Source organism: Methylobacterium sp. CCH5-D2, assembly GCF_001556475.1.
Taxonomy (GTDB): domain Bacteria; phylum Pseudomonadota; class Alphaproteobacteria; order Rhizobiales; family Beijerinckiaceae; genus Methylobacterium; species Methylobacterium hispanicum.
In genome coordinates, this window is sequence record NZ_LSIX01000126.1 from 1 (window position 1) to 15,449 (window position 15,449).

A 15,449-nucleotide genomic window follows, 5' to 3' on the forward strand; every position below is an offset into this window, starting at 1 on the left:
CACTGGAGCCCCGCCGCCGGCGTCGCCTCTGCCGGTGTCCCCAGGCGATAGAGGCGCGACAGCGTCCGCGCCCAAGTTCTTCCGTCCGTGGCGAAGACGTCCGAGGTGAGGGTGGGGCGCCCGGAAGCGATGGTCGGGTGGCCGAAGGAGACGCCGGCAAGCACCCGCGTCCGGCCGCTCAGAAAACTCCAGGATTCCATGAGCGGCGCCCGCGCCATCTCCTCCGGAGCCGGTCCGCCTTGCTCCAGCGCCTCCAGCGCGTCGGCGAGGTCGCGCAGCCGGTCGCAGAGCCGCCGCTCGTCGGGGGTGACGGGCATCTCGGGATCGAGGCCGAGCGCGCGGGCGAACCGCCCGCTGTCGAGGGAAGCGACGAAGGGATCCTGGGCGGCCACCTCGATGGCGGCGAGAAGGAGCATGCCCTGGCGCACCGTTCCGGCCAGCGGATGGCCCGCCGCGACGGCGTGCGTCTCGGATCGCGTCGGCGCGGGCAGGGCCACGGGCAGGAACCGGCAGCCGTCACCGGCGCCGGCGCGGCGGAGGAGGGGGCGCATCGTCTGTTCGAAGCGCGTGGCGTCCGGGCCTCCTCCGGCCCGTCCGGCCCCGAGCAGCCAGACCGGGGCGGCGGATCCGGGCTCCGGCCCCACGCCGGAAGCCTGATCCGCCGCCGCCCGTCCCGAGATCACCTGTTCCCCGCACTGGCCGAGGGCGAAGGCTGCGAGGCGCTCCTCCATGGCGCCCGGACCGACAACGACCACCGACAAGGCCGCCGCCTCGCGCAAGCTGCGGTAGGGGAGCCAGGAGAGCGGAAGGTCCAGGACGACGTCCCGCGCCGTCGCCTGCGCCTGCCTGATCAGATCCTCCGGATCGTCGAAGGTGACGAGGTCGCCGGGTTCGGCCTCGACGACGCACAGGGCCTCTGGCATCGTCTCCGGGATCCGGGCAAGGCCCTGTCCCCGCTCGGTGATCCTCAGCAACGTGGCGGGCCGTGCGGCGGTGGTCAGGGCGTGGGCCGCCGCGAGGGCGGCATGGGTCGCGGCCGAACGGCCATCGGCCCCGTAGAAGGCGTAGAGCATGGAGCAGTCCCATCCCGAGAGAGCGGAGCGGGCCACGGATGCCGGCGATGGAGTGGGACCACGCGCGGACGGGCGAGCTCAAGCAACGAGATGGAACTATACCACGGGTGTAATATTTTATCACGAGCAAAGCAAGCCGCCGCTCGACTTATCCTCAGCCAACGTCGAAGCGCTGGAGCCCGGCGCCCCCCTTCCGGGCGTTGTGTGCCAAGCGGCTCGCGAGTTGCTCGGCCTGACGCAGCTTGAGTTCTCGAAACTCTCGGACGTGAGCAAGAAAACGATAAATGATTTCGAGAACCAGAAGGTGGAGCCCCGAAGCCGCGTGGTCCGCGCCTTACGCGAAGCCCTGGAGAACCGTGGGGCGCGCTTCTACCGAAGTGGCGAAGCGATTGGCGTTCTGGTCAGCAGGCCGCACGTGAAGCGCGATGACGCGGAGGATGGCACCGGGCGAGGCTAAACAGCTTGGTTCCGCGAAGAGATCTTGCCTCTACATGTGGGTACGTTTCTACCGGCATCGGCTTGCGGTGGTCGAGCAACAGGGCTGGACGTCACGGGATCGCTCGCATCCAGCCGTTGCCCACGGTTCCCCAGGGAAGCGGGTGTCAACCGTCGGACCTGGAGAACCAGGCTCGGCGCCCTGGCAAGACCATCGCTTCCAAGATGCGGCCTCGCCCCGCTCAAGCCAGCCCCCCGCTATTGCGGGCGCCTGAGGTCGAGAACGACCCACCCGAGGATCGCTGCCGTGAGGGTTGCGATCACGGGCATCGCGACGCCATCGTGCCCCGGCCGAGCGTCTCAGGCGCCGACCAGACGAAACTGCGGCTCGCCGGCTGACCTGCCCGTTAGGCGCGATGCGCAGCGGGTCTGGTTCCGGCCGCATGCCTTGGCTTCGTAGAGGGCGGCATCGGCCAAGCCGTAGAGGTCGGCGTCGGTTATCCCGGTCGCCAGCCCGATGCTGACCGTGACGGCGCCTGGCGCGATGCCGGCCGAGGCGATTGCCAGTCCCGACACCTGGGCGTGCACCCTCTCGGCGACGCGCCGCGCGCCCGCAGCGTCGGTGTTCGGCAAGAGCAGCACGAACTCCTCGCCGCCGACCCGACAGGCGAGGTCGCCGGGCCGGGGCACGGCAGCCTTGAGGCAGCCGGCCAAGCCCTTGAGCACCTCGTCACCCACAGCGTGGCCGTAACGGTCGTTGTAGCGCTTGAAATGGTCGGCATCGACGACGAGCAGCGACAGCGGGTTGCCCGTGCGTCGGGCGTCCTCGCAAGCCCGGGCGAGGACCTGCTCGAACCGGCGGCGGTTCGCAAGGCCGGTCAGCGCGTCGGTGCGCGAGAGGCGGGCCATCTCGGCGTGCATCTCCGCGCGGCGGCGGAGCTCGCGGCCGAACAGCAGCGACAGCGTGACCGTCAGCCCGCACAGCACGAGTACGACGGCGGCGATACCGAGCGCCTTCGTCCGCCATGCGGCCTCGACCTCGGCGGTGGCGACGGCGACGTTGAGGACGAGGGGTAGGTCGCCGACCCGCGTGAAGGCGTAATGGCGCTCGACGCCGTCCCGGACCGAGGTGCCGACGAAGGCGCCGCCGCCCTCGCGCACGAACCGGTCGAAGTTCCGGGTGCCGGCGATGTTCACGCCGATGTCGGCCTCGACGTAGGGATGGCGCACGACGCGCGTGCCGTCCTGCATGTAGAGGTTGATCGCACCCTCATGACCGAGGCTGATCCGGTCGAACAGCCGGGTGAAGTACGATAGCTTGAGCGTACCAAGCGCAACGCCGCCGAACGAGCCATCGGGGTTGGCGATGCGGCGGCTGAACGGCAGCATGCGCTCCCCGGTCAGGCGCGAGATCAGCGGTCGGCCGATATGGAGGCCGACGTCCGAGCGCGCCTTGTGGACCTGGAAGTAGTCGCGGTCGGCGTAATTGCCCTTGCGCGGAGGGACGGCGCCCGCATCGGCCGCGACGTCACCGTCGGCGTCGATGACCAGCATGACCCCGAGGTCCTTGGCGGTGGCGGCCCGGTCGAACAGGATGAGTTGGCGCAGCTTGGGGCCGGCCCCCGCCGCCTCGGGCGCACGCAGGTTCTCGACCGCCGCCTGCAGGGACAGGTCGATGAGCTCGACGTTGCGGGCAATGTCACGCTCGATGACCTGCAGTAGGTTCTTCGAGGTTTGCTCGGCCTTGTCCCAGGCGTCACGGCGCACCTCCAGCAGCAGGAGCCCTGACGTGACCAGCATGCCGACGGGCGCCAGCACGCTGAGCGCGACCCAGTTGCGGCCGGACCGGAGGATGCGCGGGAGGCGCCGAGGCAGGATCATCGCGCGGCGTTCCCCGGCTGCGTTGTCGTCGCTTCGATCCTGACACGCCGAGACCTAACGGGTCTTTGCGAGTGCGGAAGGGTTGTCCGGCCCGCCCACGCCTGACGGACGGGCTCGCCGAGGCAATCGGCCGCGCGAGCCTCGACCTGCTCGTCACCGACGAGACGCCCCCCCCCGGGTCCTGCGCTAACCGCGAGCCTGACGTTCGATCACCCGGCTGCCGGTCAGCGGCGTCGTGAGCGCTGCCTCACCGCTCCTTGTACCCGTGAGATGAAGAACGCGGGGACGGCGAAATAGGAAGCCGAGCCAGGTGCCGCGGATGAGCCGCTCGAAGAGAAGAGGCAGTACGACGGCGACGCTCATCACGGCGAGCGAGGCCAATCCGACATCCTCGATCACGCCCGTCTTCACGATCAGGCTGCGCCAGGCGGCCATTGGCAGGAAGAAGGCAAGATAGATCACGATGGAGCGCTTCCCGCAGGTACGCAGCGCCCCCGTCACGACGCCTCCCGCTTCGGCCAGCAAGCTGGCAAGTGCGACAATCGCCAGCGCGCCCGCGAATCCGGCCGCGAGACCCACCCCCGGCAGGCTCGCGAGGGTCGGGTGGTCCGGGATGCCCGACGGCGTGAAGGCGAGCCAGCCCTCGGCCAACGCCCAGGCCCCAAGGCTTGCAAGCGCCAGCCGCCGGTAGCGCCGCACGGCATCGGAGAAGGCAAAGATCTGGTCGGCCAGGAGGTAGCCGCCGACGAAGTAGACGTAGCGGGCGCAGAACTCCTCAACGAGGAAGGAGGAGGTTTGGACCGGCATGATCTGCAACAGCGCGGCGGTCCCGAGAAGCGCCGGGCCAGGCAAAGGCCGCAGCAACTTCGTCACGATCGAGAACACGGCGAGGAGATAGATGAACCACAGCGTTGAGTAGGGCTCGACGAGGGCGAGGGCAAGGTGAGCTAGGAAGGCCGGGATGCCCCCATCCCCGGCGACGGTCTCGTACTTCAACGCCGACTGAAGCAGCAGCCAGAGCAGGTAGAAGTAGGCGAAGTGGATTATGCGCCGGTCGGCGAAGCGGCGCCAGTCACGGTCCAGCACCCGTCCGACGAACAGACCCGAGAGCAGGAAGAAGTCCGGGATCCGGAACGGCTTGGCGAAGGCGACGACCGGGTGCAGGAAGCCCTCCCCACCCATCGCCTCGCCGGTGCCGAGGGTCGAGTGCATCATCACCACGAGCAAGATGCAGATGCCCTTTGCCACGTCGACCCAGGCGTATCGGAGCTCCTCCTCCGCTTGAGTTCTCGCCCGCCCGCCCACGATCCGTCCCCGTATCCCAGCCCGGGGCCGAGTTTCGCCGGAGCCGGTTAAGCGAGCGGCAGCACCGGCGCGCGACCGTCCATGATGGACAACGGAACTTGAACGAAGCCGCGGCCGCGGTACCAGCGCACGTTCGCCGATGCGCCGACCAGCCCCCCCGGACGAACTGCCCTGCGTCCCGTGGCGCGTTGCGAAGCCGCGTCGAACCCGTTCCGGCGCGCTCCAGCGGTGTCCACGGCTTGCGCCCGAGGCCGCCCGGAGGCGGCACAACTTCAACCGATAAGGGCCGGGAAAGCGCAGCCGGGGTTGCCGCCGGCGCCCGGCGTGGTGTCATCGCACCGCTCTCCCGCGCCACCGTCACCAGGCCGGTCGGGCAAACGCGCGCTCGGCCACCGGGACATCGTACCTCGCTCCGGCACGCTCAACGTCTCACGCCATACGGTCGCCCGCCACGGACGGCCGTCAATCCCAGATCCCGCGCAACCGTACTTTCTACGGTGTGTGCCGGCCTCGCTGCGTTCCATATAGGCCGCTCGCGGAGTGGGGGCTGACGTTGGGCGAAGACCGGCCGGACGAGTATCACGTCTACCTGAGACACGACGACGTCATCTATTTCCTGGCGGCGGACGGGACGTTCGTGTCGGACCTCGAAGGCGGTCGCGCTTTCGAGAGGATCGAGGACGCGTTCGAGGTGATCAACGCCATGACGGATGGGCGCGATCTCCCGAGGGAGCATGAACCCGGAGTGGTTCGGAACGCGCACCGCTTCTACGGGCCACGCGCCCGAGGCTGAGGGCAGGCGAACCCGCACGCAGCAGGGAGGGGGAGACCTGACCGGCATTTGGACCGGGCGGACCGAGGCTACCGCGTGGCGGCGGTTCTGGGTGGCCGACAGGCGACATCCGGGAAGCACATGGGTGCGGGCAGGAGGTCGTCCAAGGACGAGGGCGCCGAGCCCGTACCAGCGGCCCGCCACGTGTCGCACGCTGAGCGCCCCCCGGGCCGAGACATCGTCAGCGCAGGCCGATCCTCAAGCAGGCGACCCGCCTGAAGCGCAGGCTGAACTGCCTGAGCAGTCTGTACGGCAGCAGGACCGTGTTGCCCGCCGGGCGCCGGACAAAGGCCCCGGGCAGACCGACCTGCGCTGTCGCCACCATGCGGTCGCCGATCCTAACACATAAGCACGGCGCAACAGCCCCTTCTGGCGCCTCATCAACAGGAAGAAGCGCTCGGTGGATGTGCCGCCGTGGACGCGGCTGCTATAATAAGGCCAGAGCGTGCGCGCGCTGCCGCCCGGGAAGTCCGCCCGCGCCGAGCCGCTGTCGGGCATGAACAAGGTGTCGTGGATGAAGGCGGCGTCGCCGACCCGGTAGGCGACGGAGGCCAGGGTGTGGCCCGGCGTGAACAGCACCTCGACGTCCAGGTTGCCGATCCGGAAGCGCTCGCCGTCGGCGAAGAGGCGATCCCACTGCGAGCCGTCCGCCGGGAAAGTCTCGGGCAGGTTGTAGAGCCCCTTCCAGAGCTTCTGCACCTCGACGACCTTCTCGCCGATGGCGGTCGGCGCGCCCGTCCTGTCGTGCAGGTAGCCGGCCGCCGAGAAGTGGTCGGCGTGCGGGTGCGTGTCGAGGATCCACTGCAGCCTGTAGCCCGCGCGCGCGATATGGGCGAGCAGGGCATCGGCCGAGCGGGTGGCGGTCGCCCCCGACTTCGGATCGAAGTCGTGCACCGGGTCGACGATGGCGCAGTGTTTCGTCTCCGCATCGGCGACGACGTACTGCACGCTGCCCGTGCGCTGCTCGTAGAAGCCCGTCACGAGCGGGCGTCCGTGCAGGGACGTTGCGGTCAGGTCTGACATGCATTCCTCCGGTTCGGGATGAACGGCTTCGGGGCTCTGGACGTCACGCCCGACCGAGCAAGGCTGGCAGGCCGCGCGCGACGACGTAGAGGCCGACCAAGATCACCAGGCCGGCGAAGGTGATGGTCAGGGCGCGCTTGTGCCCGGCGAGACGCTGGCCGAGGCGGGCGCCGACGAGGCCGCCGAGCGCGCCGCCCAGGATGAACAGCCCGGCCAGCGTCCAATCGATCAGGCCGGAGACCGCGTAGCTCGCGGCGGTGGCCGCCCCGAAGGCGCTGACCGCCACCAGCGAGGTGCCGATGGCCATGGGCAGCGGCATGGACGTCGCCAGCATCAGGCCCGGCACGATCAGGAAGCCTCCGCCGATTCCGAAGAAGCCGGAGAACAGGCCCACCGCGAACCCGATGCCGAGCAGCCAGGGCAGGAGCACCGGGGCGCTCCGTTTGGTCAGGCGCACGTCCGGATCGCCCTCGCCGCGCCGCCGGCGCAGCATCAGGCCGCCGACCGCCAGCATCACGAACCCGAACAGGGCGAGCAGGCTCTGCCCGTCGACCGCCCTGGCCGCGGCCGAGCCGGCCAGGGCGCCGAGGACGCCGGCGAGCGAGAACGCCCCTGCGCACCGCCACTTCACGTTCCCGGCCCGCCACTGCGGGACGAGGTTGCCGGCCGCGCTGACCGAGACCGCCAGGGCGCTGGTGCCGATGGCGACATGGGGCGAGTTCACGCCGACCGCGTAGGTCAGGAGGGGCACTGCCAGGATCGAGCCGCCTCCGCCGACGAGGCCGAGGACCACGCCGACGAGCCCACCCGAGCCCGCCGCCAGGCCGAAGGTGACGAAGCTCGCCATCACGCATCCGCCGGCGCGGCAGAGGTGGACGCCGCTTGCCGGGAGACGGCGGATGGCAGGGCCTGGAACAGCAGCATGCCGACGACCATGGCGGCGACGAAGACCGCGGCCCGGGTCGGCACGACCGAGAGGAGGGTCAGCGCCGGCCCGGGGCAGAGGCCGGCCAAGCCCCAGCCGATGCCGAAGACCGCGGCGCCCGTCAGCAAGCGCGGATCGAGGTCGCGCCGCGTCGGGATCTCCAGCTTGGGCGCGAGCACTGGCCGGCCCCGGCGCGTCGCGATGCGGTAACCGGCGGCCGAGACCGTGACGGCACCCGCCATGACGAAGGCGAGGCTCGGGTCCCAGCGGCCGGTCACGTCGAGGAAGGCGAGGACCTTGGCCGGGTTGGCCATGCCGGAGACGATGAGGCCAAGCCCGAACAGCAGGCCGGCCGCGAACGCGGACACGATCCTGGACATGGTCAGGCTCCGATCAGGTGACGCGTGACGAAGACCGTCACGGCGGCGGCGGCCATGAATGTGCCGGTCGCCACGAGGGAGCGGGGCGAGCCGCGGCCGACGCCGCAGACGCCGTGGCCGCTGGTGCAGCCGGCTCCGAGCCGCGCGCCGAAACCGACCAGCAATCCCGCAAGCCCGAGGAGCGGGAGCGAGGCCTCGACCGCCACGGGCGGCCTGCCGCCGCCGAGGCCGGCGTGGACGAGGGGCGCGAGAAGCAGGCCGGCGAGGAAGGCGGCGCGCCAGCCGATCCCGCCGGTGCTCGGCGGCAGCAGGCCGCCCAGAATGCCGCTGACGCCCGCGATGCGGCCGTTGAGTATCAGGAAGAGCGCTGCGGAGGCGCCGATCATGAGACCGCCGAAAACGGCGGAAAGCGGGGTGAAGGTATCCATGGCACTCACTCCTGGACCGCGGTGCCGGGCGTCTCGCGCAGGCTTGGAGCGATCCCTCAGGCGCCGGGGGCGTGGCCGTCGTGAGCGGCAGCGTCCAGCGACGGCGCCACCAGATTAGTGATGTCTAAATTAGAAATATCTAATCAAATGTCAAGGGATGGCGGGGAGACGCCGGATGGTCCGGGACGGCGGAACGGGCCGCGCTCCACACCGCCCCTGGCGTGAACCGCCGGATCGAGGCGGCGCTTCACGAGAGCCTCCGCTGGCACGGGGGCATCCCGAGGCGAGCGGCCGGCGGTCGCGCGAACTGGACGGGAATGGGATCGCGGGCCCACGTCGGCGGCCAACGCGGCGACGCTGGCCGGGATGGCTCTCGGGAGCGGTCACGGACCGGCGCCGGTCACGGCTCCCGGCGGCCGTGGCCGCCTTTCTGCCGCCTCACGCCGTCCAGGACTGGGGCCCGCCGTTGCCTGTCCTGAGGCGCCTCGACCTTCGGGCCGCCCGGGCGATCGATGTCGAGCGCGACGCCCTGCGGGCACGCCGGGGGTTCCGATCCGGTTGGCCCCGGAGCCGACGACCGTGGCAGCCGGGTCGACCACGCCGTCACGGCGGCGCTGGGTGGACGGCCAAGCCGCCGACGCGGCGGAGCGCGCGCCTGGCGGAGCCCTGGTTACCCGATCAGCCCGCCTCCGGGCAGAAGATGTCCTTGAGCGTCGCGAGCAGGCGCGCGGCGCGGGGATCCTCCAGGCGATAGTGGAGCGTCTGGCTCTCGCGCCGGAAGGCGACCAGCCCGTCCTCGCGCAGCTTGGCAAGATGCTGCGAGAGGGCCGATTGGCTGAGGTCCACCGCCTCGGCCAGGCTCGTCACGTCCATCTCGCCCCGGGCGACCAGCAGGCATAGGATGAGGAGACGCTTCTCGTTCGCGAGAAGGCGCAGCAGGCGCGCGGCATCGGCCGCCTTGTCCTGAAGGCGCAGCAGGTCGGTCGTTGTCACCGCATCCATCGACGTCGGCCGCCCTGTATTAGACAACCCTGTTTTAGCTGGCACTAACATGGTGGCTCTGACAGGAATTCCCAACCCTGGCGATGCCGGGCAGGCAGACGTGGCCGGCGCGTAACGCGCTCGACATCTTCGCCCGGCATCGCATGTTTCCCGCGGGAGCATCATCCGTCGAAGCCGGTGAGTCCACCGTGGGACGCAGGACAACCGCGCCTGCGGGCGGGAGCGCGCGCTCGAAGCCGTCCGGGAAGCTCTCTGATGGACGTCTCAAGGCGGCGCCACCGGAATTCAGTCGGCAGCGGCGGGCTCGGCACGCGCTCGGGGGAGACCGCCCGGCAGGTCGCTCTCGCGCAACGGGTTCATGGTCCGCGCCGCGGCCAGCACGGGACGGCGGCGTCGGCCACACCGGGACGGGCAGAGCACACGCGCCCGCCCACGCCCGTCGGCGCCGGCCAGCGACCGAGCCTGCCGATCCCCGGGAACGGACTGTTTCATGCGCTCTTCACGCAGACCCGGGGATCCGCTGTCAACCGCTTGAACTTGCTCACACTCTGCGTCCTTGCTCATTCACGAGCCGGAGCAGGCCGAGCCGCGTTGACCTGGCAAGTGATGAGTGCCTTCCTCCGCCGTTCGCGAAGGCGCAGGCTCCCACGTCGAGGCAAGGCTTCTCCCCAGGCATCGGCACCGGACCCTCCGTTCCGGGAACATGGCGGCCTTCCGAACAGGCCGGGTGATGCCCGCGCAGCGGCCTGCGGAAGCCCGGCCGCTCTTCCTCGTCGCTCATCCAGCCCCGACGTCGGCCATCGCGGCGCGGGTCACCGGGACGACCCGGCCGCTCGTCACGAAGACGATCAGGCCGAGGCGCGCGCCCGTCGCGAGAAGGTATCGGGCCACCTGACGCCGGTAGTCGGCGAGGACCGCCTCCGCAGGATCCACGTCGCTTTTCCAGTCCACCACGATGTCCGGCTTGCCGACCGCGTCGCAGGCAATCGCGTCCACCACGCCCGCCGTCGCCTGGTCCTCGTCGGCGAGGCTCTCGAACCCGAACACGGGCAACTCGGCCTGGAGGCGCTCGCGGATCCCGGCGATCTCGGGAAGGCCGAGCGCCCGGGTCACGCTGGCCGCGACCTCGGCCAGGTCGACCTCGGCCCCGGCAGCGTCGCCGGTTCCGAGACCGAGCTGCCGGGCGAGGAGCCCGGCGCGCCGTCCGAGATCGTCGCCTTCGCTCGCCTCGCCCGTGAGGATCTCCTCCAGCAGCTTGTGGATGAGGATGCCGCGCTCCCGGCTGCCTGTCGGCCGTCCCCCGGGTCCGCGCCCGCCGTCGGTACCGCCCTCGACCAGGCCGGGGGCGCCGGACGTCTCGGGACCCGCCGCATCGCCGCGGCTGGGGACGATCCAGCGCAAGCGGCGCTGCCGGGCGACGGCGGCGGCCTCGGCGGCGAAGATTTCCCGTGTCTGACCGTTCGCGAATTCCGGCGCGACGGCCGGCGTCCCGACCGGCAGCCGCTCCACGTCGATGGACGGCAAATCCGCCAGCCCGAGGTCGACCACCGCCGACCAGGACGTGCTGGCGCCCGGCTCGGCGAACCGCGTGAGCACCAGCGTCTCGCGGGCCCGCGTCGCCGCCACGTACCAGAGGCGGACCCGCTCGTTCCCGACCTCGCGCTTCTCGGCCTCCAGCGCCTCGTCGTAACCGGCCGGGCGCACCCCGAAGACCGGGCAGTAGAGACAGTTCGAGGCGCGGTCGACCAGGGCTCCGGAGACGGCCTTGGTCCGGGTGGTGGTGTTGATCGGGATCACGACGGGCCATTCGAGCCCCTTGGACGCGTGCATGGTGAGCAAGGAGACCGCGGCCTCCTGCGCGTCCGGCCGGCCCTCGACCGTGCGCGTCCGGCCCTCCCAGGCCGCCCTCATCGCCCCCGCGAAGGCCCGCAGGCCGCGCACGGCGAACGGGCGCGACATTTCCAGGAACAGGTCGATGTTGGCCAGCGCCCTCTCGGCGTGGCCGTCGTGACGCTGCTGCACCACCGGGCGCAGCATGAGCGCGTCGACGGCTTGGCTGAGGATGTCGTGCGGTGTCGTGCCGAGCGCCCGCTTCGCCAGGGCCTGCAACCGTTCCAGCACCGGCCGGGCCACCGGATGGTTCACGTGCGCGACATCGACGTGCAGGCGCAGCCTGGGGACGCTCTCCGGGCGCTCCGGGTCGCGCGGCAGTCCGTCGACGAGGTCGAGCAACTCCTCGTCGGTCAGGCCGACGGCCGGCCCCCGCAGCAGGGCCCCGAGCGCGAGCGTGTCGCGCGGGTCGGCGAGCACCCGCGTCAGCGCGATCAGGTCATGCACCTCCTGCCGCCGGAAGAAGCCCTTGCCGGCCTGGGTCGAGACGGGGATGCCCCTGGCCTCAAGCGCCTCCTCGTACCGCCAGAGGTCGCTCCCGCTCGGTGCCAGCAGCGCGATGTCGCCGGCCCGGAGCGTGCGGGTGCCCGCGCGCTTGCAGGTCACGAGCTGGTGCCCGATCAGGCGCGCGCAAAGGTCCGCGACCGCTTCCGCCTCGGCGTCGCGCAGCGCCTCCGCGGTCCGCTTCGCCCCGTCGGCACCGGCCGGCACGTCGAGCGCCGCGATGCAGGGTCCGCGGTCGTGGTCGGGATGGAAGGCGTCGAGCGCCGCGAACCCGGGTTGCCCGACCCCGTTCAGGATGTCGCCGAAGCGTTCGTCCACGTAGGCGAGGATCGAGCGGCAGGACCGGAAGTTCGTCGAGATCGCGAGGACGTCGTCGGGCGAGCGCGCGAGGATGCGGTCGCGCGCCCGGACGTAGGTCGACACGTCCGCCCCGCGGAAGCGGTAGATCGCCTGCTTCGGATCGCCGACCAGGAACAGCGCGCCCGGCCGCAGCACGCGTTCCGTCCACGCGTCGGCCGCGCCGTCGGGCAGCTCGCCGCACAGCCGCCAGAGGATCTCCGTCTGAATCGGGTCCGTGTCCTGGAACTCGTCGACCAGGACGTGGCGGTAGCGGCGCCCCAGCGCCTGCCGCACGGTCTCGTGCGCGCGGAGCAGCGTGGCGGCCGCGGCGATCAGGTCGTCGAAATCGAGCAGGGCGCCGTCGCGCTTTCGGGCCTGGTACCGGTCGAGAACGGTCCGCACCGTTCCGACGAGCCTGGCCAGGAGTTCGCTCGCGGCGTTGGCCTTCAGCCGGCGCCAAGCCTCGCAGCACGCGACGTGCAGGCGCTCGGCCGACGCCTGGAGCCGGTCGGCCTCCGTCTTCGGAAGGCCGACCAGCTTGGCGGCGCCGGCCCACTTGCCTTTGCCCCCGCGGTACTTCGCGAAGTCGCCGTCCGCCTTGCACAGGCTCGCCTCCGCCGCCGCCGTCAGGATGGCGACGAGGTCGGCGTCGGCGACGCCGGTGTCCGGCAGCCGCGCGGCCATCGCCTGGAACGCCCGCACGTTCGCGGCGGTCTCACCCTCGGAAACCCCGCAGCTCCGCTGGAAGTCCGCGAAGGCCTGCACGCTGGCGCCGAAGGCCCGCACCAGGTCGGGAAGGGGTTCCGCCGGCGCGGTGCCCACCGCGCGCCCCTCGCGCAGGCAGCCGGCCACGCGGTCGATGGCCGCCAGGGCCGCGTCCGGGTCGGCCAGCACCATCTCCGCGACAAGGCCGCCGCCGCCGGAGAGGCACTCGCGGAGCCAGCCGTCGCGCAGATCCTGGAAGATGCCGTCCGCCTCCGCCTCGTCGGCGACCCGGGCGCCCGGGTCGATGTCGGCCTCGACCGGGTAGGGCTTGACCAGGCGCTGGCAGAACCCGTGGATGGTGGTGCAGGCCAGCGCGTCGAGATGCTCGCCGGCCTCGACCAGCCGGGCTCGCTGATCCGGAGACAACCCGTTCGGGAGGACGACCCGCAGCTCCTCCGGGACCTGCCCCTCGACCAGCCGGCCGACGACCTCGCCGACGCGCTCCAGCAGCTCGCTGGCGGCGAGTTCCGTGAAGGTGACCGCCGCGATGGATCCGGGGGCGACGCCCGCGGCCAGCATCATGGCGATGCGGCCGGCCATCAGCGCCGTCTTCCCGGATCCGGCCCCGGCCTCCACGAGCAGCGACCTGTCGTGGGCGGTCATGGCGAGCGCGCGCTGGGCCGCGTCGGCGAGGCCCCGGTCGTGGGCGGTCATCAGGCGGCCTCCCAGACGCGGGCGGCCTCGCCGAGCGCCGTCGTCACCAGGTCGTGCTTGCGCGGGCAGTAGGTCTTGTCGGCGTTCGCCGGCAGCGCGAAGGCCAGGTCGTTCCAGGCATCCCGGGCATCGGGGCCGGCGAAGGCGTTGCCGGCCCGCAGGCTCGCGCCGGCCGCGACGAGATACGTGGCCAGCTCGTCGAGGGCCTCGTCCGGCCGTTCGAGCCGGAGGCACAGGGATTCCCGCGGGAAGTGCAGCGAGGCATCGATCGACACGTCCGCGCCGAGGAGCACGCGGGTGGCGTAGCCGTACAGGCACCGCTGCAGTTCGCGGCCGCCGTCGAGGACCGTCCCCGCCTCGCGGGGCTTGCCGGTCTTGTAGTCGCGCACCCGCGCGCTGCCGCGGTCGTGCGACAGGTCGAGCCGGTCGATGTAGCCGGAGATCCGGAAACCGGTGCCGGGTATCGTGACCGTGGCGTCGCTGTCCCAGGGGAGGGGGTGGTGGTCGCGCTTCGGCGGCTGCCCGCCGAACGGGACCTCGACCCAGCTTCCCTGCCCGAGGAGAGGCTGGTCGGGGTGGGTGAGCGCGGCCAGGGCGAGCGCGGCCGTCTCGTCCAGGGTCCGCCGCCAGATCAGCCGCGGCGGGATCGGGCGCTCGCGCTCCCAGACCTCGGCGACGGTGGCGAGGACCGCGGCCAGCGCCCGGCGCTTGCCCGCGTCCGTCGACGGGGCGAAGCCGCCATCCGCCTCCAGGGCGACCACCGCGCGTTCGAGCACCTCGTGCAGGAGGTTGCCGAAGGCCTGATGACCGAGCGTGAGCGGCTCCGCGGCCGCGTCGGCCGTCTCCAGGCCGAGCCCGTAGGTCCAGACGAAGCCCAGCGGGTCGCGCAGGAGCTTGCGCAGCGACCGGGCGGAATGGGTGCGATCCAGGATCGCGAGCACGACCGGGTGGTCCGGCCGGACGCGCCCGTCGTGCGCGGTCAGCTCCGCCCGGCCCCAGGCCCGCCAGCAGCCCGCCGCGCAGATGGCCGGGGCCGTCGCGCGGAACTCCGCCGGCCGGGCCATGAGTCGGTCGACCTCGCCCACGGCGTGGGCCGGGACGCGGTTGCGCCCCAGGTAGGTCTCGGCCGCGCCGAACTCGCGCAGCAGCGGGCTCCTCCCGAGCAGGCGCCCGTCGGGGCCGCGCCGCGGCCGGGACAGCACGACGGCCCCGGCGCTGGTGGCCAGAATCGCGCGGAAGTCGCTCCTGTCGGCCAGCGGCCTGGGGAAGGGGTCGAGAAGACGGGACGGCACGAGATGGTCCGACAGCAGCCGATCTTCCGCGCTGACCTGCGGCCAGCCGCGCGAGCTCAGCCCGAGCAGGCGCACGAAGCGCCGCGGGGCGGCGGCCAGCGCCGAGGCGGGGGCCCAGACGACCGAGGCGCAGGCGTCCGCCCCGTCGTCGATGCGCAGGCGTCCCAGCGTCAGGTCGACGACGGCCGGCGCCCCCTCGATCAAGGCCTTGCGCCAGATCCGGAGCGCCAGGCCGTGCAGGAAGCGCTCTCCCGCCTCCGCCGCGACCGACACGCCCTGCACGAGCACGCCCACGACGTCCCGCAGCGCCGGGACGTGGTCCTGCCCGTCCGGGAAATCCTCTGCCCGGAGGCTGTTCAGCAGCCGTTCCCAGGCCGTCGGGTCGGTCAGCGGCGCCTCGCGCGGAAGGACGCGGGTCCATCGCTCGGGCAACGCGGCGAAGGGACCGGGGCCGTCGCGCAGGAGGGCCGCCAAGCGGCGGACGCCGTCCTGCGAGATCCCCCTGACCAGGACGTCGGCGAGGGCGGCCGCGGCCTGCCCCTCGCGGACGCTGGCGGCGGGCACCCCGTGGACGAAGCGCACGTCGAGGTTCGCCTCCGCCCGGAGCGCGAGCACGACGTCGTCGTACTCCTCGGTGCGGCAGGCCGCGACCGCGATGTCCGCGGGCGCGGCCTGCCCGGACGCCATCAGCTCGCGGGCCCAGCGCAGCGCCTCCAGGACC

11 protein-coding genes and 1 pseudogene are annotated in these 15,449 nt (G+C 71.9%); 2 read left to right on the forward strand and 10 right to left on the reverse strand.

Translation table 11 applies throughout. The features are described from left to right. On the reverse strand, positions 1 to 1,073 hold a 1,073-nt coding region (locus tag AX737_RS02560), incomplete at its 3' end, for a hypothetical protein (RefSeq protein WP_012454474.1). On the opposite strand from AX737_RS02560, the gene AX737_RS31725 reads away from it, so the two are divergent. Next, the gene (locus AX737_RS31725) at positions 1,072 to 1,530 is read left to right on the forward strand and encodes a helix-turn-helix transcriptional regulator (RefSeq protein ID WP_081435397.1); all 459 of its coding nucleotides are present in this window, start codon (positions 1,072 to 1,074) and stop codon (positions 1,528 to 1,530) included. The two genes, AX737_RS02560 and AX737_RS31725, sit on opposite strands and share 2 nt — an antisense overlap. A 338-nt stretch (positions 1,531 to 1,868) precedes the next feature. Here the strand turns inward: AX737_RS31725 and AX737_RS02570 are convergent, their stop codons facing one another. Continuing rightward, complete coding sequence (locus AX737_RS02570; protein ID WP_012454476.1) at positions 1,869 to 3,389, reverse strand: sensor domain-containing diguanylate cyclase; 1,521 nt, start codon at positions 3,387 to 3,389, stop codon at positions 1,869 to 1,871. A 186-nt stretch (positions 3,390 to 3,575) separates the two neighbouring features. Then, positions 3,576 to 4,694: an acyltransferase family protein gene (locus AX737_RS02575; RefSeq protein WP_066918771.1), complete on the reverse strand. Its 1,119-nt coding sequence runs from the start codon at positions 4,692 to 4,694 to the stop codon at positions 3,576 to 3,578. Between the two features lie 553 nt (positions 4,695 to 5,247). On the opposite strand from AX737_RS02575, the gene AX737_RS02580 reads away from it, so the two are divergent. Beyond that, positions 5,248 to 5,487 carry a hypothetical protein gene (locus AX737_RS02580; protein ID WP_066918773.1) on the forward strand — a complete coding sequence of 80 codons (240 nt, stop codon included), beginning with the start codon at positions 5,248 to 5,250 and terminating at the stop codon, positions 5,485 to 5,487. Positions 5,488 to 5,976: 489 nt separating this feature from the next. Here AX737_RS02580 and AX737_RS02585 read toward each other — a convergent pair. The 7 genes and pseudogenes from AX737_RS02585 to AX737_RS02615 form a co-directional block, all read right to left on the reverse strand. Beyond that, positions 5,977 to 6,549: pseudogene (locus AX737_RS02585) on the reverse strand (MBL fold metallo-hydrolase); the annotation flags it as partial. 43 nt (positions 6,550 to 6,592) lie between these two features. After that, positions 6,593 to 7,396 carry a sulfite exporter TauE/SafE family protein gene (locus AX737_RS02590; protein ID WP_066918775.1) on the reverse strand — a complete coding sequence of 268 codons (804 nt, stop codon included), beginning with the start codon at positions 7,394 to 7,396 and terminating at the stop codon, positions 6,593 to 6,595. Beyond that, complete coding sequence (locus AX737_RS02595; RefSeq protein ID WP_012752928.1) at positions 7,396 to 7,854, reverse strand: YeeE/YedE family protein; 459 nt, start codon at positions 7,852 to 7,854, stop codon at positions 7,396 to 7,398. Before AX737_RS02595 ends, AX737_RS02590 begins: the two co-directional genes overlap by 1 nt. A gap of 2 nt (positions 7,855 to 7,856) precedes the next feature. Continuing rightward, entirely contained in the window at positions 7,857 to 8,282 is a 426-nt protein-coding gene (locus AX737_RS02600; protein WP_066918776.1) for a YeeE/YedE family protein, read from the reverse strand. 678 nt (positions 8,283 to 8,960) lie between these two features. Further along, positions 8,961 to 9,284 carry a metalloregulator ArsR/SmtB family transcription factor gene (locus AX737_RS02605; protein ID WP_012752930.1) on the reverse strand — a complete coding sequence of 108 codons (324 nt, stop codon included), beginning with the start codon at positions 9,282 to 9,284 and terminating at the stop codon, positions 8,961 to 8,963. Between the two features lie 777 nt (positions 9,285 to 10,061). Continuing rightward, on the reverse strand, positions 10,062 to 13,436 hold the full coding sequence (locus AX737_RS02610) for a UvrD-helicase domain-containing protein (protein WP_066918778.1): 3,375 nt from the start codon (positions 13,434 to 13,436) through the stop codon (positions 10,062 to 10,064). After that, the coding region (locus AX737_RS02615) for a PD-(D/E)XK nuclease family protein (RefSeq protein WP_066918780.1) at positions 13,436 to 15,449 on the reverse strand (2,014 nt) is incomplete at its 5' end. The genes AX737_RS02610 and AX737_RS02615, both read right to left, overlap by 1 nt.